The sequence below is a fragment of the Lysobacter sp. Root76 genome (assembly GCF_001428685.1).
In the GTDB taxonomy this organism is placed as follows: Bacteria; Pseudomonadota; Gammaproteobacteria; order Xanthomonadales; family Xanthomonadaceae; genus Lysobacter.
On sequence record NZ_LMIK01000005.1, the window covers coordinates 569,906 to 591,834 of the forward strand.

General features: G+C 69.3%; 22 protein-coding genes. 16 read left to right on the forward strand and 6 right to left on the reverse strand.

Annotated features, from left to right (window positions below; genetic code table 11):
* The 8 genes from prpF (at position 1) to ASE10_RS09850 (ending at position 10,401) form a co-directional block, all read left to right on the forward strand.
* A complete protein-coding gene (prpF, locus tag ASE10_RS09815; RefSeq protein WP_055908046.1) occupies positions 1-1,188 on the forward strand; it encodes a 2-methylaconitate cis-trans isomerase PrpF in 1,188 nt (395 codons plus the stop codon).
* 359 nt (positions 1,189-1,547) lie between these two features.
* Positions 1,548-3,086 carry an XVIPCD domain-containing protein gene (locus ASE10_RS09820; protein ID WP_055908049.1) on the forward strand — a complete coding sequence of 513 codons (1,539 nt, stop codon included), beginning with the start codon at positions 1,548-1,550 and terminating at the stop codon, positions 3,084-3,086.
* A gap of 225 nt (positions 3,087-3,311) precedes the next feature.
* Positions 3,312-4,796: an XVIPCD domain-containing protein gene (locus tag ASE10_RS09825; RefSeq protein WP_055908054.1), complete on the forward strand. Its 1,485-nt coding sequence runs from the start codon at positions 3,312-3,314 to the stop codon at positions 4,794-4,796.
* A 197-nt stretch (positions 4,797-4,993) separates the two neighbouring features.
* Positions 4,994-7,198, forward strand: coding sequence for a DUF5916 domain-containing protein (locus ASE10_RS09830; protein WP_157480830.1), 2,205 nt, complete (start codon positions 4,994-4,996; stop codon positions 7,196-7,198).
* A 76-nt stretch (positions 7,199-7,274) separates the two neighbouring features.
* Complete coding sequence (locus ASE10_RS09835; protein WP_082559874.1) at positions 7,275-7,874, forward strand: sigma-70 family RNA polymerase sigma factor; 600 nt, start codon at positions 7,275-7,277, stop codon at positions 7,872-7,874.
* A gap of 3 nt (positions 7,875-7,877) precedes the next feature.
* On the forward strand, positions 7,878-8,708 hold the full coding sequence (locus ASE10_RS09840; protein WP_056304773.1) for a hypothetical protein: 831 nt from the start codon (positions 7,878-7,880) through the stop codon (positions 8,706-8,708).
* Positions 8,705-9,778, forward strand: coding sequence for a hypothetical protein (locus ASE10_RS09845; RefSeq protein WP_055908066.1), 1,074 nt, complete (start codon positions 8,705-8,707; stop codon positions 9,776-9,778). The genes ASE10_RS09840 and ASE10_RS09845 overlap by 4 nt, the downstream gene beginning before the upstream one ends.
* A gap of 26 nt (positions 9,779-9,804) precedes the next feature.
* Positions 9,805-10,401: an ankyrin repeat domain-containing protein gene (locus tag ASE10_RS09850; RefSeq protein WP_056304775.1), complete on the forward strand. Its 597-nt coding sequence runs from the start codon at positions 9,805-9,807 to the stop codon at positions 10,399-10,401.
* On the opposite strand, the gene ASE10_RS09855 is transcribed toward ASE10_RS09850, so the two are convergent.
* Positions 10,402-11,316: a LysR substrate-binding domain-containing protein gene (locus tag ASE10_RS09855; RefSeq protein WP_055908073.1), complete on the reverse strand. Its 915-nt coding sequence runs from the start codon at positions 11,314-11,316 to the stop codon at positions 10,402-10,404.
* Between the two features lie 114 nt (positions 11,317-11,430).
* Here ASE10_RS09855 and ASE10_RS09860 point away from each other — a divergent pair, with 114 nt between their 5' ends.
* The 4 genes from ASE10_RS09860 (at position 11,431) to ASE10_RS09875 (ending at position 15,232) form a co-directional block, all read left to right on the forward strand.
* Positions 11,431-12,144 carry a glutathione S-transferase family protein gene (locus ASE10_RS09860; RefSeq protein WP_056304777.1) on the forward strand — a complete coding sequence of 238 codons (714 nt, stop codon included), beginning with the start codon at positions 11,431-11,433 and terminating at the stop codon, positions 12,142-12,144.
* 158 nt (positions 12,145-12,302) lie between these two features.
* Positions 12,303-13,367 carry an NAD-dependent epimerase/dehydratase family protein gene (locus ASE10_RS09865; protein ID WP_082586089.1) on the forward strand — a complete coding sequence of 355 codons (1,065 nt, stop codon included), beginning with the start codon at positions 12,303-12,305 and terminating at the stop codon, positions 13,365-13,367.
* Between the two features lie 129 nt (positions 13,368-13,496).
* Entirely contained in the window at positions 13,497-14,474 is a 978-nt protein-coding gene (locus ASE10_RS09870; RefSeq protein ID WP_056304778.1) for an ABC transporter ATP-binding protein, read from the forward strand.
* A complete protein-coding gene (locus tag ASE10_RS09875; protein ID WP_056304780.1) occupies positions 14,471-15,232 on the forward strand; it encodes an ABC transporter permease in 762 nt (253 codons plus the stop codon). Before ASE10_RS09870 ends, ASE10_RS09875 begins: the two co-directional genes overlap by 4 nt.
* Positions 15,233-15,238: 6 nt before the next feature.
* On the opposite strand, the gene ASE10_RS09880 is transcribed toward ASE10_RS09875, so the two are convergent.
* Positions 15,239-15,523 carry a DUF4031 domain-containing protein gene (locus ASE10_RS09880; protein ID WP_056097918.1) on the reverse strand — a complete coding sequence of 95 codons (285 nt, stop codon included), beginning with the start codon at positions 15,521-15,523 and terminating at the stop codon, positions 15,239-15,241.
* 181 nt (positions 15,524-15,704) lie between these two features.
* Between ASE10_RS09880 and ASE10_RS09885 the strand changes: the two genes are divergently transcribed.
* Positions 15,705-16,100, forward strand: coding sequence for a VOC family protein (locus ASE10_RS09885; RefSeq protein ID WP_056304782.1), 396 nt, complete (start codon positions 15,705-15,707; stop codon positions 16,098-16,100).
* Positions 16,101-16,116: 16 nt separating this feature from the next.
* On the opposite strand, the gene ASE10_RS09890 is transcribed toward ASE10_RS09885, so the two are convergent.
* On the reverse strand, positions 16,117-17,034 hold the full coding sequence (locus tag ASE10_RS09890) for a rhodanese-like domain-containing protein (protein ID WP_056304784.1): 918 nt from the start codon (positions 17,032-17,034) through the stop codon (positions 16,117-16,119).
* Positions 17,035-17,274: 240 nt separating this feature from the next.
* Between ASE10_RS09890 and ASE10_RS09895 the strand changes: the two genes are divergently transcribed.
* Positions 17,275-18,168, forward strand: coding sequence for a class I SAM-dependent methyltransferase (locus tag ASE10_RS09895; protein WP_082559876.1), 894 nt, complete (start codon positions 17,275-17,277; stop codon positions 18,166-18,168).
* Positions 18,169-18,209: 41 nt separating this feature from the next.
* Here ASE10_RS09895 and ASE10_RS09900 read toward each other — a convergent pair whose 3' ends face one another.
* Positions 18,210-18,671 carry a carboxymuconolactone decarboxylase family protein gene (locus tag ASE10_RS09900; protein ID WP_056304786.1) on the reverse strand — a complete coding sequence of 154 codons (462 nt, stop codon included), beginning with the start codon at positions 18,669-18,671 and terminating at the stop codon, positions 18,210-18,212.
* A 108-nt stretch (positions 18,672-18,779) separates the two neighbouring features.
* Between ASE10_RS09900 and ASE10_RS09905 the strand changes: the two genes are divergently transcribed.
* Both ASE10_RS09905 and ASE10_RS09910 read left to right on the forward strand, forming a co-directional pair.
* Entirely contained in the window at positions 18,780-19,691 is a 912-nt protein-coding gene (locus ASE10_RS09905; protein WP_056304789.1) for a LysR family transcriptional regulator, read from the forward strand.
* Positions 19,692-19,804: 113 nt separating this feature from the next.
* Positions 19,805-20,092, forward strand: a complete 288-nt coding sequence (locus ASE10_RS09910) for a hypothetical protein (protein WP_157488355.1) — start codon at positions 19,805-19,807, stop codon at positions 20,090-20,092.
* A 63-nt stretch (positions 20,093-20,155) separates the two neighbouring features.
* On the opposite strand, the gene ASE10_RS09915 is transcribed toward ASE10_RS09910, so the two are convergent.
* Entirely contained in the window at positions 20,156-20,770 is a 615-nt protein-coding gene (locus ASE10_RS09915; RefSeq protein ID WP_056304790.1) for an NTP transferase domain-containing protein, read from the reverse strand.
* Entirely contained in the window at positions 20,767-21,768 is a 1,002-nt protein-coding gene (locus ASE10_RS09920) for an XdhC/CoxI family protein (protein ID WP_235565885.1), read from the reverse strand. The genes ASE10_RS09915 and ASE10_RS09920 overlap by 4 nt, the downstream gene beginning before the upstream one ends.
* Positions 21,769-21,929: the final 161 nt, after the last annotated feature.

Genomic DNA, 21,929 nt, shown 5'->3' on the forward strand with positions numbered 1-21,929 from the left:
ATGTCCCACGCTCCGCAGATCCGCATCCCCGCCACCTACCTGCGCGGCGGCACCAGCAAAGGCGTGTTCTTCCGTTTGCAGGACCTGCCGGTCGCCGCGCAGACGCCGGGCCAGGCGCGCGACGCCCTGTTGATGCGGGTGATCGGCTCGCCCGATCCCTACGGCAAGCACACCGACGGCATGGGCGGGGCGACCTCCAGCACCAGCAAGTGCGTGATCGTCTCCAAGGCCTCGGTGCCCGACCACGATGTCGACTACCTCTACGGCCAGGTCGCCATCGAACAGCCTTTCGTCGACTGGAGCGGCAACTGCGGCAACCTCAGCGCCGCGGTCGGTCCGTTCGCGATCGCCGCCGGCCTGATCGATCCCAACCGTATTCCGCAGGACGGCACCGTGGTCGTGCGCATCTGGCAGGCCAACATCGGCAAGACCATCGTCGCGCACGTGCCGGTCAGCGACGGCCAGGTCCAGGAAACCGGCGACTTCGAACTCGACGGCGTCACCTTCCCGGCCGCGGAAATCCAATTGGAGTTCATCGACCCGGCCGACGAAGGCGAGGGCGGCGGCGCGATGTTTCCGACCGGCAATCTCGTCGACGACCTCGAAGTCCCGGGCGTGGGCACGCTGCGCGCGACCATGATCAACGTCGGCGTGCCGACCATCTTCCTCAACGCCGCCGACATCGGCTACACCGGCACCGAACTGCAGGGCGCGATTAACGGCGACGCCAAGGCGCTGGCGATGTTCGAAGCCATCCGCGCCCACGGCGCGGTGCGCATGGGCCTGATACCGAACGTGGAAGCCGCGGCGCAACGCCAGCACACGCCCAAGGTCGCCTTCGTCGCGCCGCCGCAGGACTACGTGTCCTCCAGCGGAAAGCAGGTCGCAGCCGGCGACATCGACCTGCTGGCGCGCGCACTGTCGATGGGCAAGCTGCACCACGCCATGATGGGCACGGCCGCGGTCGCGATCGGCACCGCCGCTTCGATCCCCGGCACCCTGGTCAACCTCGCCGCCGGCAACCGGCAGCGCGAGGTCGTGCGCTTCGGCCATCCCTCGGGCACGCTGCGCGTCGGTGCACAGGCGCAGCAGGTCGATGGCAAGTGGATCGTGACCAAGGCGGTGATGAGCCGCAGCGCGCGCGTGCTGATGGAAGGCTGGGTGCGGGTCCCGGGCGACTCCTTCTAAGCAAGGACGACGCAAACGGCGGCGGGCGCTGCTGTTACCAGCGCTGCCGTCGCCGATGCCGCTGTCGCCGCCCGCGCTCTGGCCGGCCGGCGCCGCTGGAGCCGTTTATCTGCCCATCGTGGTCCAGCCGGGCCTTCGTTCGGCCGCGTCGTCCGGCTCGCGGCGCCGCGCGACCGCTCGTCGCCTATGCCCGTGCCGGGTGGGGACAAAAAGTGTCATGGGGGTGGCCAGTAGCGGTATCCTCGCCGCCTGCCCGCCCTGAGCTCCGCTCGGCCCGGGCAAGGCCGAGCCGGGGGTAGGGGCCGGCCGTCGCCTGATCATCACGGAAGTCGAAGCGTCATCGACAAGGAGATGCGGTTATGGGCTACGAATTCGAGAAGCAGACCTTCGCCAGCGGCAAGCAGGTCACCCTGGTCAGCTGGGAAGACGAGTCGCCGACCCAGCACGGGGCGAAACTGCAGAGCAAACCGTGGAAGACCACCGACACCCGCGCCAGCGTCGGCTTCTACGATTCCACCGTCGAGTACATGCGCAACGACTGGGCCGCCAAGCACATGTCGGCCACGCCGGTGACGACGCCGAAAGGCAGTCTGATGCTGTACCACAACGCATCCACCAACACCTGGCATTCCACCGATGCGCTCGACATCGACCATGTCGTGCAGTGGAAGGACCACTTCGCGGCCAAGGGCGTGAAGACCCACTCCGAGGCCCACATGGCCTACAACGACGTCAGCAACCTGCGCATGCTGCCGGCGGTGGTGAATCGGGCCCGCGACAGCGCCGACAACGTGCTGAACACCTACGGCAAAGATTCCAAGCAGTGGAAAGAATGGGTCGATGAGCGTTTCAACTTCGATGCCAAGGCCAGTCATCCCGAATTCGATCCCAGTACCGACCTGGCCCGGCGCACGGTCGCCACCACCAGCAAGGACTGGTCGCCGGACGACGGCCGCAAGGGCCTGAGCTTCGACGCCAAAGTGGTCGGCAAGTGGTACGAGGCGCAGCTGGAAAAGCAGTACGCGACCACGGTGGCGATGCCCCACCCGACCACCGGCATCAAGCAGAACGTGCACCTGTTCTATTGCTCGGCTTCCGGGCAGCTGTGCACCCGCGACGCCCTGGACATCGATCACGAACTGCCGTTCGAGATCCTGGCCAAGGAGATGATGAAGTACACCGACAACGGTACGGCCAGCAAGGCCCAGGCCCTGGACGCCTATAACGAGACCAGCAACCTGCGCCTGGTCGGCCGCAGCGCCAACAGCTCGCACGAGTGGGAACTCAACGAGGAGATGACCTACCGCGACGACGACGGCGAGAGCCTGTCGGACGACTACGACGAAGACGAACTGGTGGTGTCCAGCAGCATCCGCGACCAGGTGCGCAGCGCCATGGGCCAGGGCCGCGGCACGATCTCCAGCATCCAGGAGCACAGCTTCGCGTCGATGCCGCAGAGCAGCAGCGGGTTCTCCCTGAACGGCGCAAGCTCCAGCAGCCCGCTCACCTTGAGCACCGCGAGTTCGAGCAGCCCGATCCTGCTCAACGACGGGCGCCATCCGGACAACAAGCTCTACCAGAGCGCGTTGGCGGGGGTGCAGAAGGAGTACGCCGGCAAGCTGTTGCAGCCGCAGCAGGAGATCGTCGCCTCGTCCCTGGTCCTGCTCGCCAAGGCCAACAACATGCCGGACATCAGCCGCGTGGTGCGCAGCGACGAGGGCATGGTGTACGTGGTGCGCGACACCGGGCCAGCTTCGCGTCAGGTGGTCCATGTCGACGAGAAGCAGTTCAACGGCCGGACCGTGGAGCAGAACACGCGCGAGGTCGCGGCCTTGACGCCGCCGACCCAGACCACGACGCAGGCGCCGCAGAGCCACACTTTCTCGATGACCAAGTAAGCCGCGCCGCTGTCCGGCGGGACGCCCGGGGCACGACGGCCCCGGCGTTCGCCGGGCACGCGGCGGGCCGCATGTTGAAGCGCCGCTCATCGGCCGTCGAAGCCTCGTTGTCGACGACCCAGGCCCCGTACCGGGCCGACCCGATCCACGACGTACCGGCGGGCCCGCGCCCGTCCTACGCCCGCCGCCAAGGACGCCGCAGCGTCATCGCCCAGGAGCCGTGCCATGCCCTACCAATTCGAAGACGTCGATCTGAATAGCGGAAAGACCGTCACCCTGGTCAGCTGGGAGGACCTGTCGCCGCCCGAGCACGGCGCCAAGCTGCGCAACAAGCCCTGGACCGATAGCGATACCCGTTCCTCGGTCGGCTTTTACGATTCCACCGTCGAATACATGCGCAACGACTGGGCCTTCGAGAAGATGAGCCCGCAGCTGGTGGGTAACGATCACGGCAAGGTGGTGCTGTTCCACAACGCCCAAACCGATACCTGGCACAGCACCGATGCGCTGGACATCGATCATAAGACCCAGGTGCTGGAGCACTTCGACAACCTCGGCGTGCAGACGCATGCCGACGCCCACAAGGCCTACAACGACGTCAGCAACCTGCGCATGCTGCCGGCGGTGGTGAACCGCGCGCGCGACAGCGCCGATCTGGTGTACGGCACCTACGGCCCGAACTCGCCGGAGTGGCAGGAGTGGGTCGACAAGCGCCTGAGCTTCGACGCCAAGGCCGACCATCCCGAGTTCGACGAGGACCGCGATCTGGCGCGCCGCACCGCCAAGACGACGGGCGCGCAGTGGGCGCCGGAGGACGGGCGCAAGGGTTTGGCGTTCGACGCGAAGGTGGCCGGAAAGTGGTACGAGGCGCAACTGGCGCAGGCCTATGCGGGCTCCGTGCACATGAAGAGCCCGACCACCGGCAATATCACCGAGGTGCCGCTGTTCAAGTGCGATGCCTCGGGTCAACTGCTGACCCGCGATGCCTTGGACATCGACCACCGCATTCCGTTCGAGATCCTGGCCCAGGAAATGATGAAGTACGCCGACAACGGCGTCGCCACCAAGGCCAATGCGCTGGACGCATACAACGAGACCAGCAACCTGCGTCTGGTCGGCCGCAGCGCCAACAGTTCGCACGAGTGGGAATTGAACGGCCTGGGCCAGTTCCGCGACGACGTCGAGATCAAGCCGCTGCCGGGCGATTACAGCGAAGATCAAATGGTCGTGTCCGGCAACATGCGCGACGAGATCCGCTCGACCGTGCGGCAGGTCTACGGCGGTATCGGCAGCATGCAGGAAGGCAGTTTCGGCGGACAGCCTTTCGGCATGCCGCAGCCGCAACGGGCGATCCTGCTCAACGACGGGCGCCACCCGGACCATCCGCTGTACTGCAACGCGCTCAAGTGCGTGCAGGACGAATACAAGGGCCTGCTGCCGCAGCAGCAGGAGGTCCTGGCTTCGTCGGTGGCGCTGTTCGCCAAGCAGAATCACATGCCCGACATCTCGCGCGTGGTGAGCCACGAAGGCAATCTGTATGCGGTGCGCGATCACGGCTTCAGCGGCGCGCGCGACGTGGTGAGTCACCCCGAGCAGGCCATGCTCAACCGCACCGTCGAGCAGAACACCCAGGAAATCGCCAACGTGGCCGCGCCGACCCAACAGAGCTGGCAGCAGGCGCAACAGCAGAATCGCGGCCTGGTCCAGTAGTCCGCGCCGCGTCGGCGGCGGTTCCTGCGCCAGGCCGCTACCGGCCTGGCGCATTCGTTTGCGCCGAAGCGATCGGCCTTGATGACTAACGCGCGATCGCTGCATCCAATCCCCTAGGTCGACAAAACGATCGACAGTTCAGGGGTTCGATGAAAACCAGGAAATTCAGAACGCATGCGCAGGCATGCGGCGGGCTAGTGTTGTCGCTGGGTTTGTGCGCCGGCGCGCAGGCGGCCATCGTGGTCGACGGAAAGTTCGACGAGACCGAGTGGCAGCAGGCGCGCACCTACCAGGACTTCAAGGTCACCGAGCCTTACCGCCTGGAGGCGCCGGCCGCCGGCACGGGCACGAAAGCGCGGCTGCTGTCCACGCCCGACGGCATCGCGGTGGCGTTCGAGCTTGAGCAATCCAGCGCGTTCGCGCGGGTCAAGCCGCGCCTGGAGCGCGACCAGGACCGCGCCGCCGACCGCGTCAACGTCAGCATCGATTTCGACGGCGACGGCCGCAGCGCCTACAGCTTCAGCGTGGACCTGTCCGGCTCGGTCCAGGACGGCGTGGTCGCCAACGAGAACGTGCTGAACCTGGACTGGGACACCGACTGGTCCTGGGCGGTGAGCGAGAGCGAAACCGGTTGGCAGGCCGAGCTGCTGATCCCGTGGTCGGTCGCGACCATGCGCGGCACCGACGCGGCCACGCGCAAGGTCAACGTCTATTTCAGCCGCACCCTGGGCAGCAACGGCGAGCGCCAGGCGTATCCGGCGGTGGCGACCTCGCGCGGCCGCTTCGTGTCGGGTTTCGAATCCGTCGAGATCGCACAGTACCGCAAGCCGCTGCTGCACTTCTGGCCCTATCTGACCGCCAACCACGACCTGATCGACGGCCGCACCCGCTACAACGCCGGCGTCGACGTGTTCTGGAAGCCCTCGCCAACCTTCCAGCTCAGCGCCACGGTCAATCCGGATTTCGGCCAGGTCGAGTCCGACGATCTGGTGATCAACTTCGACGCGGTCGAAACCTTCTACAGCGACCGGCGGCCGTTCTTCACCGAGAACCAGAGCATCTTCGCTTTGACCACGCCCGATTCGGGGCGCCTGATCCACACGCGCCGGATCGGCGGCGACGCCGACGACGGTTCCGGCGCCAGCGACATCGACGCCGCGCTCAAGCTCAACGGTTCGCTGGGCGCGCTCGGCTACGGCCTGCTCGCGGCCAGCGAGGACGGCGAAGCCGGCCGCGATTTCTACGCGGCGCGGCTGCAGTATCCGCTGCGTCCGGGGCTCAACCTGGGCTGGCTGGGCAGCCTGGTGCAGCGGCCCTACCGCGATCGCGAGGCCCAGGTGCAGGCGCTGGATCTAAGCTGGAAGCCCAACGAACGGCTGATCGTCAACGCCCAGGCCTTGGCCAGCTTCATCGACCAGGCCGGGCGCAGCAGCGACGGCAACGGCGCCTGGCTGCGGATCAACTGGACGCCGTCGAGCCGCTGGCGCTACGAGCTGGAACTCACCCATTTCGGCGAGCGGCTCGACTTCAACGATCTGGGTTTCCAGCGCCGCGCCAGCCTCAACGAAATGGAGGCGACCGGCGTGTACCTGCACCGGATCGAGGACGCGAATTCCAAGCTGGGCAGCACGCGCTGGTCGGCCGAGCTGCAGGCGCGCAGCAACGACCGCGGCGATCGTCTGCCGACCTACCTGCTGCTGGGCGGCAACCTCAATTTCCGCAGCGGCGATCTGATCTACCTGGAGGCCAGCCTGATCAGCGACGGCTGGGACGATCTGATCTCGCGCGGCAACGGTCTGTGGCATCGCTCCGGCCGCTACACCACCGAAGTCGGCTACGCCAGCCGCCGCTACGGCCACTGGTCGCTGGGTGCTTCGCTCGAGCTGGCGCCACGCGGGCTGAGCGCGCGACCGACACAGGAACTGGTCCTCAGCGCCAACTGGTACCCCAGCGATGCCTTCAACGCTTCGTTCGAATTCGGCCCGGACCGCGGCGAGGACTGGCTGATCTGGGAGGGCGGGCGCGACTTCGGCCGCTACGAGCGTCGCGGCGACTTCGCCAGCCTCGGCCTGAGCTGGTTCCCGGGCCAGCGCCACGAGCTGCGCCTCAAATCCGAATGGGTGGCGGTGCGCGGCAGCCAGGGCGAGCGCTACCGGCTGCAGCCCTCGGGTCAGCTGACCGCCGCCGGCCAGGCGCGCCCGGACTTCGACGTCAACAATTTCGGCCTGCAACTGCGCTACCGCTACCTGCTGGGGCCGCAGTCGGACGTGTTCCTGGCTTATTCGCGCGGCGGCTACCGGCGCCAGGAACGCGACGGCTACGGCAGCGGCGAGCTGTTCGAGGACGCCCTGGGCCTGCGCGACGCCGACCAGCTGCTGGCCAAGATCCGCTACCGGTTCTAGGCCCGCGGCCTCGGCCGGATCGGCCGGCATTGGATCGCAAAATCCGTGCTAACCGAATCCGGGGGGCGTGCATCCTATGGGGATGGACGGCGGCGACCCACCCTTGGACAGCGCGGCGCAAACGGCGGTGGCACGCGCGCGGGCGGGCGACGAGCGCGCGTTCCGCGACCTGGTCCAGGCTCATGCGCGGCCCCTGTTGCAACTGTGTTTCCGCATCACCCGCGACGCCGCCCTGGCCGAGGACGCGGTGCAGGAGGCGTTCTACAAGGCCTGGCGCGGGCTGGATAGCTACGACGGCCGCGCCGCGTTCTCGACCTGGTTGCACCGGATCGCGGTCAACGCCGCGCTGGAGCAACTGCGCCGCAACGCCCGCCACCGCCAGGACGCGACCGGGTCGGTGGCGGACGAGGACGAGGGCGCGGACTTCCTGGCCTCGCTGCCGGACGACGCGCCCGATCCGGAGGCGCGCGCCTCCGGCGTGCAGATCGGCCAGCGCATCGACCGCCAGATGCAGCGCCTGAGTCCGTCCGAGCGCGCGGCTTTCGTCCTGCGTCATTGGGAAGGCGAACCGCTGGAACGGATCGCCGAGACCCTGGGTTTGAACACTGGCCAGTGCAAGCAGGCCATCTTCCGCGCCGTGCGCAAGTTGCGCGACGCGCTGGAACCGTTGAGGTAAGCCATGTCCATCCGCGACGACGACCTGATCCTGTACCACTACCGCGACGGCCTGGCGCCCGAGCGCCTGCGCGAGATCGAATCCGCGCTGGCCGCGTCGCCGGAGCTGGCCACGCGCTACCAGGCGCTGCGCCAGGTGCTGGCCGCGGCCGACGCCGACGCGCTGCCGCCGTACGATCCCGATCTGGAAGCGCGGCTGTGGCAGCGCCTGCAGCCGCGACTGCACGAAACCGCCGCGCCGGCGACCGCCACGCTGCCGCTGTCGGCCGCACGCGCGCATGCGCGCCCGCGTCGCCGCCTGCGCGCCTGGGGGGCGGGCCTGGCTTCGGCCGCGGTGCTGGCCTTGGCGGTGTACCTGCCGTTCGCGCGCCGCGACGTGGAGCCGCCGGCGACCGCGCCGGTCGCGGTGCAGGATCGTGCGCCCGAAGCGGCCCAGGACGGTGCCCAGGACATGGCCGCCGACCGCGTGCTCGACGCCTACGTCGCCACTCATCTGCGCAGCACCGAAGGCCTGCTGCTGAGCGTGGTCAACAACGACGGCGGCGCGCTGGCCCCGGTCGACGGGGACTACGTCCGCGAACTGGTCGACGACAACCGCCTGTACGCGGCGGCCGCGAGCGAACGCGGCGACCGCGCGCTGGCCGGCTTCCTGCGCTCGCTGGAGCCGACTCTGATCGAACTGGCTAACCGCACGCCCGCCGAGGGCATCGAAAATGAAAACGCACTGCGCGACTACGTCGACGGCAGCGATCTGGTGTTCCAGGTGCGCGCGGTCGAAGCGCGTCTGCAACAGCGCAGCGGCGAGCCCGCGCAGCAGGAAGGAGTGACGACATGATGCGATTCAAGACCCTGCGGCCGCGGCTGACGGCGCTGGCGCTGGCGACGCTGCTGTTCGCCGGCCCCTTGGCGGCGGCGCCGGCCGATCCCGGCGGCGAGTTGAACGCTTTGTACTGGCAGGGCCACGGTGCGCTCGGCGCGGGCGACTGGAAGCTCGCCCAGCAGCGTTTCGCCGACCTCGAACGCCGGCTGCGCCAGAGCGAACCCACCGCGGTCGATGCCGCGATCTATTGGCAGGCCTACGCGCTCAAGCGCGCCGGCCGCGACGACGAGGCGACCGTGCTGGTCAGGCGTTTGCGCGCCGAATACCCGCGCAGCCGCTGGAACCGCGACGCGGCGCTGTTGCTGCGCAGCGGCGAGGGCGGCACTGCGAGCGCCCGCGACGACTCGCTGGAATCCCTGCTGCGGCAGCCGCCGGCGCAGGCGATCCCGAAACTGGTGGCGATGCTCAATGGCGGCGGCGCGCCGCGGCTCAAGCAGCGCGCGCTGTTCCTGCTCAGCCAGATGGACGACGCCGGCGCGATGGCGCAGGTCGCGGTGGTAGCGCGCGGCAGGGATCCGCTGCTGGCCGAGCGTGCGGTGCGCATGCTCGCGGTGGCCAACGCCGGCGACGAGCTGGGCAACGTCTATGCCGCGGTGTCCGATCCTAAGCGCAAGCTGCTGGTGCTCAAGGCCATGGGCGTGGCCGGCAGCTACGACACTCTGGCCGAGGTCGCGCGCCATGGTCCCGACCCGGCCCTGCGCCAGGGCGCGCTGCAGGCGCTGGGCGTGGCTGGACAGAGCGAGGTGCTGGCGGAAGTGGCGCGCAGTTCGGTCGATGCGCCGACCCGGATCGAGGCGATCAAGGCCCTGGGCACGGCCAACGCCACCCGCGATCTGCTGGCCCTGTACCCGAACGTGCGCGCTGCGCCGGCGCTGCGCGACGAAGTGCTCAAGAGCCTGTTGATCGCCTCCAACGAAGGCGTGGTGATCAACCTTTACCACAAGGCCACCAGCCCCGATGAGCAGCGCGCGGTGCAGCGCGTGCTACTCGACGCCGGTTACGACCCCAACGGCCCGCGCCGCTGAGCGCGCGCCGCAACACGGAGATCGCGATGAAGCTTCAGTACCCGATCCGCACCGGCCTGTGCGCGGCGCTGGCCGCCGCCCTGCTGCTGCCGCTGCTGGCGCCGGCGAGCGCCGCATCCGACGACGGCACCGCGCTGATCGCGGCGGTCAAGGCGCACCGCATCGATCGCCTGCGCAATCTGGTCGGCCGCGGTGCCGACATCGACGCGGTCGTGCCCGGCGACGGCACCGCGCTGATCCAGGCCGCGCGCGAGCGCGATGCACTGCTGGTCGACGAGTTGCTGCGGCTGGGAGCGGACGTCGACCTCGCCGTGCCCGGCGACGGCAATCCGCTGATCGCCGCCTCGGCGCAACCAGGCAATCTGCCGGTGCTGCGGCGTCTGGTCGAGGCCGGCGCCGAGGTCGACGCGATCGTCGAGGACGACGAAACGCCGCTGATCAACGCCGCGCGCAGCGGCGACCTCGGCGCGGTCGCTTACTTGGTCGAGCGCGGCGCCGACGTCAACCTGGGCGTGTCGGTACGCCTGCACGCGGGCGGCGGGCCGGTGTGGCGCTCGCCCTTGAACCAGGCGCGCACCGACGCGTTGCGGCGGTACCTGGTCGAGCGCGGCGCACGCCGCTGATCAAGCGACGCCTTCACCGGCTTGTTGGGTTTCGCCCAGGCAGTCGGCGAGGAACTCGACCGTCGCGCGCACGCCCGGCAGCAGGCCGCGGCGGTGCGGCATCACCAGGGTCGTGGTCACGCGGCCAGCGTTCCAGTCGGGTAATACCCGCTGCAATTCGCCGGCGCGCAGCGCTCGGGCGCAGAACGCTTCCGGCAGGCAGGCGATGCCGAGGCCGGCGCAGGCCGCGCGCAGCAAGGCGGTGGATTCGTTCGCGCTCATGCGTGCGCGCGGCGTCGCCTGCGCGCGTTCGCCGTCGCGGTGTTGCAGGTTCCAGGCCGTGGCCGCGGCGCTGGTGAGCAGGCCGTCGTGCATGGACAACTGCGACGGCGTGGCCGGCATGCCCTGCGCGTCGAGATAGGCGGGCGCGGCGACCAGGACGATGGTTTCCACCACCAGAGAGCGCTGCACCAGCCCGGAATCCGGCAGCGGCGCGAAGTGGCTGCGCAGGGCGATGTCGTAACCCTCCTGGACGAGGTCGACGAAACGATCGGTCACGTCCAACTGCAGTTGCAGTTTCGGATGACGTTGCGCGAGTCGCGGCAGGTGCTCGGCCAGGTACAACTGCGCGGTCGGCACCGAGGCGGTGATGCGCACGCTGCCGCTGGGTTCGGCGACGCGTTGGCGCACGCTGGCTTCGGCGGCCTCGGTTTCGATCAGGGCGGCACGTGCGTGTTCGTAGAAGTCGCGGCCGACCTCGGTCAGGGTGAAGCTGCGCGAGGTGCGGTGAATCAGCCGCGCCTGCAGGCCGGCTTCGAGCTCGGCCACGCGCTTGCTGACGGTGGATTTAGGCACCCCCAGGCGACGCCCGGCGGCGGCGAAGCCGCCTTCCTCGACCGCGGCGGCGAACAGGACCAGGTCATTGAGGTTGAGCATGGAAAGTCCACATATGTAGACGATAGGTCCACGAATTGCAGTCTACACAGCCTAAGTCCACGTCAATAGGCTTTCTCCAGGGCCGAACCGGTCCCCATCCAACTGGAGAACCTCATGAATTCGCACCCCATCCTCTATTACGGCGTGCCCTCGGGCTGTTCGTTCGGTTCCATCGTCGCCCTGGAATGGCTGGGCCAGCCCTATGCCTTGAGCCGGATCGAGATGCCGGAAATGGTGACCAGCGACGCGTTCCGCCGCATCAACCCGGCCGCCGAGACCCCGGCGCTGATGGACGCGCAGGGCCATACGCTCAGCGAGAGCATGGCGATCCTCAATCACATCGCCGCGCGCGGCATCGATCGCGGCCTGGGTTACCTGCAAGGTAGTCGCGATTTCGACCGCCTCAACCGCATGCTGGCCTTCCTCAACACGAGCTTCTTCAATGCCTTCGCATCGCTGTGGTACGTGCTCGAACACGAGGTGCCCGCCGCGGAGAAGGACGCGCTGGCGAAGTACGGCCGGGCCAAGGTCGAGAAAGCCCATGCCGAACTCGAGGCGATGATCGGCGACGGCCCCTGGCTGCTGGGCGAGCAGCGCACCGTGGCCGACGCCTACTTCATCGGCATCGCCCGCTGGACCCAGTACCACGACGTCGTCGACCGCCGCGACTACCCCAAGCTGCAGCGCCTGTACGACGCGCTGGAAGCCGACCCGGCGGTGGTGTTCGCGCATGCGATCGAGCGGCAGACGGCGGCGACCAGCGCCGGCGGCTTCCGCGGCGAGATCGCCCTGGCCGACACGCTGCCGCGCCAGGCCCACGCGGCCTGATGCGCAGGGGGCGCCGTCGGCTGCGGCCGGCGGCGCTTCGCGATGTCATGCGTTTTTCGATGCGCAGCAGATGACATTCGTCAATTCCGCGCCCGCGGGTGCGCTGCCAAGGTACGCATCAAGCCGCGTCGTGGCCGGCGTGGGCAACGGAGGACCGCATGAACTCGAACAGACGCGCATTGGTGTTGGGCGCCAGCGGCGGCATCGGCGGCGAAGTCGCGGTGCGGCTGGTCCAGCGCGGCTGGGAAGTGCATGCGCTGCAGCACCGCACGCGCATGGCCGGGCGCCGCGGCAATGGCATCTACTGGTGGCGCGGCGACGCCATGAACCGCGACGACGTGATGCAGGCGGCCAAGGGCGCGGCGCTGATCGTGCACGCGGTCAATCCGTCGGTCTACCAAGACGGCGACGCGCAGTCGTTGCCGATGCTGCAGCACAGCCTGGACGCCGCGGTTGCCGGCGGCGCGCGTCTGTTGCTGCCGGGAGCGGCCTGCAACTACGGTCCTTCGGCGGCGGTCGCCGAAGACGCGGCGCAGCGGCCGCTCACCCGCCGCGGCCTGCTCCGGGTCGAGATGGAGCGGCGCCTGCGCGATGCGGTCGCGCGCGGTGCGCGCGCGCTGATCGTGCGCAGTGGCGATCACTTCGGGCCTTACGCGGGCAACAACTGGTTCTCGCAGGCCATGGTCGAGCCCGGCCGTGCGCCGGCGAGCCTGCGCTACCCCGGCCGCGCCGGCATCGGCCACCAGTGGTGCTATCTGCCCGACCTGGCCGAAACCATGCTGCGCCTGCTCGACGACGAGCGCCTCGGCGCGTTCGAGAGTTTCCACGTCGGCGGGCACTGGGACGCCGATGGCACCGCCATGACCGCGGCGATCGCGCGCGCGATCGGGCGCCAGGACCTGCGCGTCAAACGTTTCCCATGGGCGCTGCTGCGCATGAGTTCGCCGCTGCTGCCGATGTTCCGCGAGATCGCCGAACTGCGCCGGCTGTGGCAGGAGCCGGTGCGCCTGGACAATCGCCGCCTGCTCGATTTCCTCGGCGAGGAGCCGCGCACCGATCTGGATACCGCGGTGCGCGAGACCCTGATCGGCATGGGATGCCTGGAGCCTGTCGCGCTGGAGCCTGCTGTGCAGGCGCGCGCCCGCGTCGCCGCGCCCGCGCCGGTCGCGACACCGATTCGCCCGCCCTCGGAACTGCCGCTGGAGTTGCCGATCGCGGCGTGATCGGCCTGGGATCGCATCGTTCCATCCGGCGCAGGCCGGAGGCGGCGCCGGTCGGTTAGAGTGGCCACGCGCGGCCCGTGCCGCCGTGTTGCGCGGCCCGCTCGGGCGCGCGATCTTGATGGAGTTGCCATGCAGTCGACCGCGAAAGCGCAGGACGCCGCGTCCGCCGAAGCCATCGTCTCCGTCGTCGGCCTGACCAAGACCTATGCCGGCGGCTTTCAGGCCCTGAAGGGCGTGGACCTGGAAATACGCCAGGGCGAGATATTCGCCCTGCTGGGACCCAACGGCGCCGGCAAGACCACTCTGATCAGCATCGTCTGCGGCATCGTCAACGCCAGCGGCGGCACGGTGCGGGTCGACGGCCACGACATCGTGCGGGACTTCCGCGCCGCCCGCGCCACCATCGGCCTGGTGCCGCAGGAGTTGTCCACCGACGCTTTCGAAAGCGTCTGGGACACGGTCAAGTTCAGCCGCGGCCTGTTCGGCAAGCCGCCGAATCCCAAGTATCTGGAGAAGGTGCTGCGCGACCTGTCGCTGTGGGACAAGAAGGACGCCAAGATCATGGCCTTGTCCGGCGGCATGAAGCGCCGGGTGTTGATCGCCAAGGCGCTGTCGCACGAGCCCAAGGTGCTGTTCCTGGACGAGCCCACCGCCGGCGTCGACGTCGAACTGCGCCGCGACATGTGGGACATGGTCTCGGCGCTGCGAGCCAACGGCGTGACCGTGATCCTGACCACGCACTACATCGAAGAGGCCGAGGAAATGGCCGACCGCATCGGCGTGATCGACCGAGGCGAGATCGTGCTGGTCGAGGACAAGGCGGTGCTGATGCGCAAGCTCGGCAAGAAGCAGCTCACCCTGCATCTGCAGGCGCCCCTGCAGCGTTTGCCCGAACCGCTGGCCGGCTACGCACTGGAGCTGTCGGCGGACGGCAATGAGCTGATCTACACCTTCGACGCCCAGGCCGAGGAGACCGGCATCGCCGCGCTGCTGAGGTGCCTGGGCGAGCACGGCATCGACTTCAAGGACCTGCAGACCACCCAGAGCTCGCTGGAGGAGATCTTCGTCAGCCTGGTGCGGTCGAACGGCCGGGGAGCGGCGGCATGAACGTGCATGCGGTCCGCGCCATCTATTTCTTCGAGATGCACCGCACCTGGCGCACGCTGATGCAGAGCATCGCCTCGCCGGTGCTGTCCACCTCGCTGTACTTCATCGTGTTCGGCTCCGCCATCGGCTCGCGCATGGTCGCGATCGACGGCATCAGCTACGGCGCCTACATCGTGCCGGGCCTGGTCATGCTGGCGTTGCTGACCGAGAGCATCTCCAACGCGTCCTTCGGCATCTACATGCCCAAGTTCACCGGCACGATCTTCGAGATCCTGTCGGCGCCGATTTCCTTCGTCGAGGTGGTGCTGGGCTACGTCGGCGCGGCTGCGACCAAGTCGGTGGTGCTGGGCCTGATCATGCTGGCGACGGCGCGGCTGTTCGTGCCGTTCGAGATCGCCCATCCGTTCTGGATGCTGGGTTTCCTGATGCTGACCGCGGTCAGCTTCAGCCTGTTCGGCTTCATCATCGGGGTCTGGGCCGACGGCTTCGAGAAACTGCAGGTGGTGCCGATGATGGTGGTCACGCCGCTGGCCTTCCTGGGCGGCAGCTTCTATTCGATAAACATGCTGCCGCCGCTGTGGCAGAAGATCTCGCTGTTCAACCCGGTGGTCTACCTGGTCAGTGGCTTCCGCTGGAGCTTCTACGGCGTGTCCGACGTCAGCATCGCGATCAGCGTCTCGATGACGGCGGCTTTCCTGGTGCTGTGCCTGGGCGCGATCTGGTTGATCTTCCGCACCGGCTACAAGCTCAAGACCTGAAAGCGTTCAAGGGCGCTCGCCGCGGCCTTGGGCTTTGGCGTTGGCGATTACCGCATGCACCAGTTCGCGATCGCGGTGGCGCGAGATCGCGACCGCGCCCAAGGCGATCGCGCGCTCGCGCAGGGCCACGTTGACGTCGTAGTGGGCGCCGCTGGTCTTGTTCTGGAACGCGCGCCGCGGGATGCCCAGTCGCTGCGCGAATACGTGCAGCTCGTCCAGGGTGTCGGCCATCAGGTGGGCCCAGCGTTCGCCGCGCCAGGGCCAGACGGCGTCGTCGACGTAGACGGTCATGGGGAATCCGGTGGGGTAGGGCGACGGTTTCCGACTATGCACGCGAGCGCCATGGTTCGGCCAGGCCAGTTCGACGCGATCCCGGCCGACGGCCTTGGCCGATCGTGGCAGCAAGACGCGGTTCACCGAACGCGCCGCGGCCTCGCTCTAGAATGAGCGCAGTCCGAATGCGGTCGCCGCCATGCAGATTTCCGCGCTTCATCACGTCGCTCTGATCTGCTCCGACTACCCGCGCTCGAAACATTTCTATACCCAGGTGCTGGGCCTGCGCGTGATCGGCGAGGCCTACCGCGAGGCGCGCGACTCCTACAAGCTCGACCTGGCCCTGCCCGACGGCAGCCAGCTCGAACTGTTCTCATTTCCCGATCCGCCGCCGCGGCCCTCGTACCCCGAGGCCTGCGGACTGCGCCATCTGGCCTTCGAAGTCGCCGACGTGGACGCCGCGGCGGTCGCGCTGCGCGGCCATGGCGTAGCCGTGGAGCCGGTGCGCGTGGACGAGTACACCGGGCGCCGTTACACCTTCTTCGCCGATCCCGACGGGCTGCCGCTGGAACTGTACGAACGCGCGGCGGACTGATGATGCCGCGGCGCGCTCAGTCGCGCGCGACCGCATGGCCTTCCGCCGCCCAGGCCGCGAAACCGCCGGCGAGCGGGCGCACGCGCTTGTAGCCGCGACGCTTGAGTTCCTGTGCCAGCACCGCGGCCGAGGCTTCGTTGGGACAGTCGCAGTAGACGATCACTTCATCGGCCGGCACCAGCGGCGCGTCGGACAGGGTCGCGACCAGGATCGCGCCGGGAATCCAGCCCGATTCGGCGCGCGCTTCGGCGCGGCGGATGTCGAGGATGGTCGGACCGCTGCCGTCCTCGATCATGCGGTAGAGCTCGCCGACGCTGATCCGCGCCATCCGCAACTGGCGCAGGAACCACTGCCGGCGCACCCATTTGTAGGCGACGAAGGCCGCGATCAGGGTCAGCAGCACCGGCAGCGCGTAGTGTCCTAGCGATTCCAGCCGCTCCAGCACTTCGTTGACCGCCTTGTGGAACACCGCGCCCACCGCCACCGCGACCGAGGCCCACAGCAGCGCGCCGAGCGCGTCGAACAGCAGGAAGCGGCGTGTGCTGGTGCCGGTATCGCCGGCCAGGGTGGTCGCGACCGCGGCGAAGCCGGGCACGAACTTGGCCACGATCAGCGACGGCGCGCCCCAGCGCGCGTATACGCCGCGGGTCATCAGGACGCAGGAATCCGGCGACAGCGACAGACGGCACATCAGCCGCAGCAGTGCATTGCCGAAACGGCGGCCGCCGATGAACCACAGCCAGTCGGCGGCCACCGCGGCCAGGGAAGCGACCAGCACGATCGCGAGCAGGCTCTCGCCGCGATCGACCGCGACCGCGGCGGTGACGATGATCGGCGGATACGCCGGCACCGGCACGCCGCCCTGATCGAGCAGCACGGCGACCAGGACCACGAGCAGGCCGTAGCTTTCGATCAGGTGCAGCAACAGCTCCATCGTCGGATCCCGGGCGGTGCGCCGCGCGGTCGCGCGGGCCAGAGCGGCAGTCTCGGCGCTGCCTGAGCGCCGCGCAATCGGCGCCGGAAAGAAGCGCTGTTGCGCAGCTGGGGCCTTGGCGCCGGCGGCACGGACCGCGGTACCGCCGCCATTCGTGATGAACCGCCGCACACGCGGACAGCCCCGGGCCGGGCCGGGCCGGGCCGGTCCGGACCGGGCCCGTCTACGCCTGACCCTCACATGCGCAGTCGCAAGATCGTCCATAAGGTCGGGGTCGGCGTGCACGGGCGCGCGATCGCGGCCTCGCGGCGCGGCCGGAGAAACGACGTGGAACTGCAAGGCAGCCAGCTGACGCTGTTGATCACTCTGTACGCCAAGGCCTTGGACAACCGAACGGCGAAGCCTTTGCTGCGCGACGAACTGGCCGACGAGGTCGTGCGCCGGATCGACTACGACTTCAGCCGTTTCCAACTCAACGCCGGGCAGATCAGCGGCCTGGCGCTGCGCGCGAAGGTGCTGGACGACTGGGCGCGCGAATGGCTGGCCCAGCATCCCGACACCATCGTGCTGCACCTGGGCTGCGGCCTGGACACGCGCGTGTTCCGGATCAATCCGCGTTCGGACCTGGACTGGATCGACATCGACTACCCCGATGTGATCCAGCTGCGCCGCGAGCTGCTGCCCGAGCGCTATGGCAGCTACCGCATGCTGGCGATGGACGTGTCCGATCCGGATTGGCTGGCGCCGATCGCGGGCGGGCGTCCGGCGCTGATCATCAGCGAAGGCCTGTTCCCCTACCTGAGCGAATCCGCCGCGCGCGCGCTGGTGCAGCGCGTGATCGATCGTTTTCCGCGCGGGCAATGGCTGTGCGACATCTACAGCCGGCTCGCGTTGCGGCTGCTGCAGCGCTCCTGGGTCGCGCGCAGCACCGGTGCGCGCTTCGGCGACTGGGGCTTCGACGATCCGCGCGAAATGGAGGAATGGCATCCGCGGCTGGCCTTCGTCGACGAGCCGCGTTTGCACGAGCGCGCCGGACTGGCGGGGCTCCCTGCGGGCCAGCGTTGGCTGTACAGCGTCTACGACCGCTGGGCCTGGCTGCGCCGGCTGGGGCGGCTGGCGCGCTATCGCTTCTGACGAAACCGGCTAAGACGGCATCGGTGCCGACGCGAGGGGGTTCATGCCGCCGCGTGCGCGCCGTGCGCCGCCGGCGGCGCCTTGCGGAACGGAATCGCGAGCCGGTTCCAGGCGTTGATCGCGATCACCGCATAGTTGAGCGCACCCAGGTCGCGTTCGCCGAACGCGGCCAGGGCGCGTTCGTAGACCGCGTCCGGCACTGGCGCGTCGGCGACGCGGGTGACCGCTTCGGTCCAGGCCAGGGCGGCGCGCTCGCGTTCGCTGAAGGGACCTTCCTCCGGCACCCGCAGCAGTTGCAGGCGCTCGGGAGTTTCGCCGTGGGCGAGGGCTTCGCGGGTGTGCAGCCACAGGCAGTAGCCGCAGCCGTTGATCTGCGAGGCGCGCAGGTTGATCAGGTCGATCAGCGAGGCTTCCAGGCCGCTGTCGTGGACCGCGGCGTGCAGGGCGCCCAGGGCTTTGAGACCGGCGGGCAGCAGGGTGTTGGTATCGAGGCGTTGCGACATGAGCGTGCTCCGGGGAGAGGGGCGGCGGCGCCGTGCGGGGCGTCCGGCGGGCAGAGTAGGATGTTCATCGGTGAAATACATTCCGACACAAGTGCAAGCGGTGATTGCATGAATGAACAATCCATGTCCTGGGACGATTACCGCTTCATCCTCGCCATCGGCCGCGCCGGCTCGCTCAACGGCGCCGCCAAGCGCCTGGGCGTGAGCCACCCCACCGTGTTCCGCCGCGTCAACGAGATCGAGCGCAAGCTCGGCGCGCGTTTGTTCGAACGCGCGCGCGACGGCTACGCGCCGACCGCGACCGGCGAGGAGGTGGTGCGGGTCGCGGCCGAGGTCGAGGAACGCATCGAGGCGACCGAGCGCCGGCTCTCCGGCCTGGACGCGCGGCCGGCCGGCAGTTTGCGGGTGACCACGGTCGAGCCGCTGCTGTACGACCTCCTGCCGCCGCTGCTGGCGAAGTTCCGCCAGGCGTATCCGCGCATCGTGCTGGAGCTGACCGCCGACAACGCCACCCGCGACCTCAGCCGACGCGAGGCCGATGTCGCCCTGCGCCCGGGCGGGCAACCGTCGGAGACGCTGGTCGGGCGCAAGGTCGGGGCGATCGCCGCGGCGGTGTATCGGCCACGCCGGATGCAGCTGGCTACCGGCGCCGACCTGGGCGACTGCGACTGGGTGGTGCCGGACGACAGCCTGTCGCATATCTCGATGGCGCAATGGGTGCGCAAGCGCGGCTATCACGAGCGTGCCGCGCTGCGCAGCAACAGCCTGCTCGCGTTGCGCGATTCGGTCGCGGTCGGGATCGGCCTGGCGGTGCTGCCTTGTTACCTCTGCGACGGCGATACGCGCCTGGTGCGGGTCGGCGACCCGATCCCCGAGCTGCGCACCGATCTGTGGCTGTTGACCCATCCGGACCTGCGCCGCACCGAGCGCGTACGGGTGTTCCTGGACGCCATGCGCGAGGGCCTGGCGGAGTTGCAGCCGCGCCTGGACGGACAGGCGCCCGCCGGGCTAGCCGTGTAGGAAAAGTCCTACAAGCGGTCGGGTAGTCCGATGACGTTATTTGCGTCACGAAAAGTGCACATTGATCGCGTCCCCGACAGCACGGCCTCAGGCAACGGCAGGATGCCGCCGCCATGGAGATGGACGCCGAGACAGGAATGTCGAAGCTGGGCCGGGGGCGCCTCATCACAGAGCAAGGAAGCGCCATGTTCCGCGTCGAACTGAAGCTGCGGGAAGGCAACGACGGCAAGGCCCTGACCACTTCCATCGCGGAACTGGCGCAGGTCTACCTCAGCCCCGAGGCCGCACTGGAAGCGGTGCTGCCGCTGGCGCAGCGCTACGCGCAACAAACACGCAACGGACTGTGGCTGCGCATCTACGACGCGCGTTCGCAGGCAGTGTTCGGCACGCTGGTCCCCTAGGCCCGCGTGAAGCCCATGCCGCCCGGAACGGAGGACGACCGCGCCGGGCGGCATGGGCGCCTCTCAAGCGCCCGCGCTGCGATCCAGCAGGCCCAGGGCCACGGCACGGGCGACGTCGGCTTCCACGTCGACGTCCAGATGCAGGGCGGGGTCGTCGAGCCAGCCCAGTTCCTGCGCCGGCCGGCGCGCCAGCAAGCGGCCGAAGCCGCGGTCGCCGTACAGGCTGCCCGCCTGCGCCATCAATTCGCTTGAGATCGCCGCCGGTATCCCCGGCGCGTCGCCGTGCCGGGTGACCGCGCAGCCCGAGGCCGCGGTCGCCGCGGCGGCGATCAGCTGCTGCAGATGCGTGGCCTCCAAGGCCGGTTGATCGCAACCGAGTATCAGCACCGGCCCGGCATGCGCGGCCAGCGCCGAGGCGGCCAATTGCAGGCTGCCGGCCAGGCCCTGTTCCCAATCGCGATTGAACAACCGCTCGCCCGGCAGATCCGCGATCGCCGCCAGCAGCGCATCGGCGTCGGCGCCGAGCACGACCAACAGGCGTCGCGGCCCGGTCTGCGCGGCCAGGCGCACGGCGCGGTGGATCAGGGTTTCGCCGTCGCGGCTCAGGTTCTGTTTGGCGCGGCCGAGCCGGCGGCTGCCGCCGGCGGCCAGCACCACCGCCGCGTGCGCCGCGCTCATGCCGGGGTGTGGCGCAGCGCCTGCAACTGCGCCGCGATGCTGAGCGCGATCGCCTCCGGCCCGTCGCCGCCGAGCTTGAGTCCGATCGGCGCGTGCAGACGCGGCGTCAGCGCCGCGCGCGCGGTTTCGGGCAGCACCTTGAACAGGTCGTCGCGGCGCTGGCCCGGGCCGAGCAGGCCGACGAAACCGATGTCGCTGGCGGCGAGCGCTTCCAGGGCCTCGCGGTCGAGTTCGAAATGGTGGTGCATGACCAGCGCGGCGTCGTGCGGGCGCGTGGTCGATAGCGCCTGCGCCGGCGCGCGCGCGATCACGCTGTCGGCGAGCGCGGCTTGCGCCGACCAGCGCGGGCGGCGCTCCACGACGCTGGTGACCCAGCCCAGGGTGCGCAACAGCGGCAGCAGCGCCGGTGATTCCGGTCCCGCGCCGAACACCAGCACCGACGGCGGCCGCGCGATCTCCAGCCGCCACGCGGTGGCGCCGCGGCCCAGCCACGGCGGCGTCGCCACCGGCAGGGTCCAGGGCCGGCGCAGGTCGCCGACGTTGGCGCGCATCGCGCCGTTGATGTCGATCTCCAGGCGCAGGTCGCCGTGGCCGCGCCGCCATTCGTCGACCAGCGCCGGCAATTCACGCAGCGCGGCCAGCGGCAGCAGCGCCAGGCGCAGGCGGCCGCGGCAGCCGATCGCCGACCCGTCGAACAGGTCCTCGTCGCTGCGGGTGTCGATGTCCATCCATTCGACCCGGCCGTAACGCGCCGCGTCCGCAGCCAGGGTTTCGATCTCCGGTTCGATGCAGCCGCCGCTGAGCCAGCCGGCCTGGCCGTCGCGGGCGCCGAACAGGGCCAGCGCGCCGGGGTGCACGTAGGTCGAACCGTCGGTCTCCAGCACCAGCGCCAGGGTCGCGCCGTCGCCGCGTTCCTGCGCGCGCACCGCGGCTTCCAGGATGCCGCGCACGCCGCCGGCGGCGGGCAGGGCGGGAGTAACGGGCGGAGCGTCTGGCACGGTGGTTCCCTGGGCGCGGACGACGCCCCGATCATGCGGTCTGGGCATGACGCCTGCAAACGCATTGACGCGGTATTTGCCGGGCGCCGTTCCGCCGGGGCGCCGTACTGCGGGGGACGCGGAGGTCGCCGGACCCGGTTGGCACAACGCGCGTGCCAGGC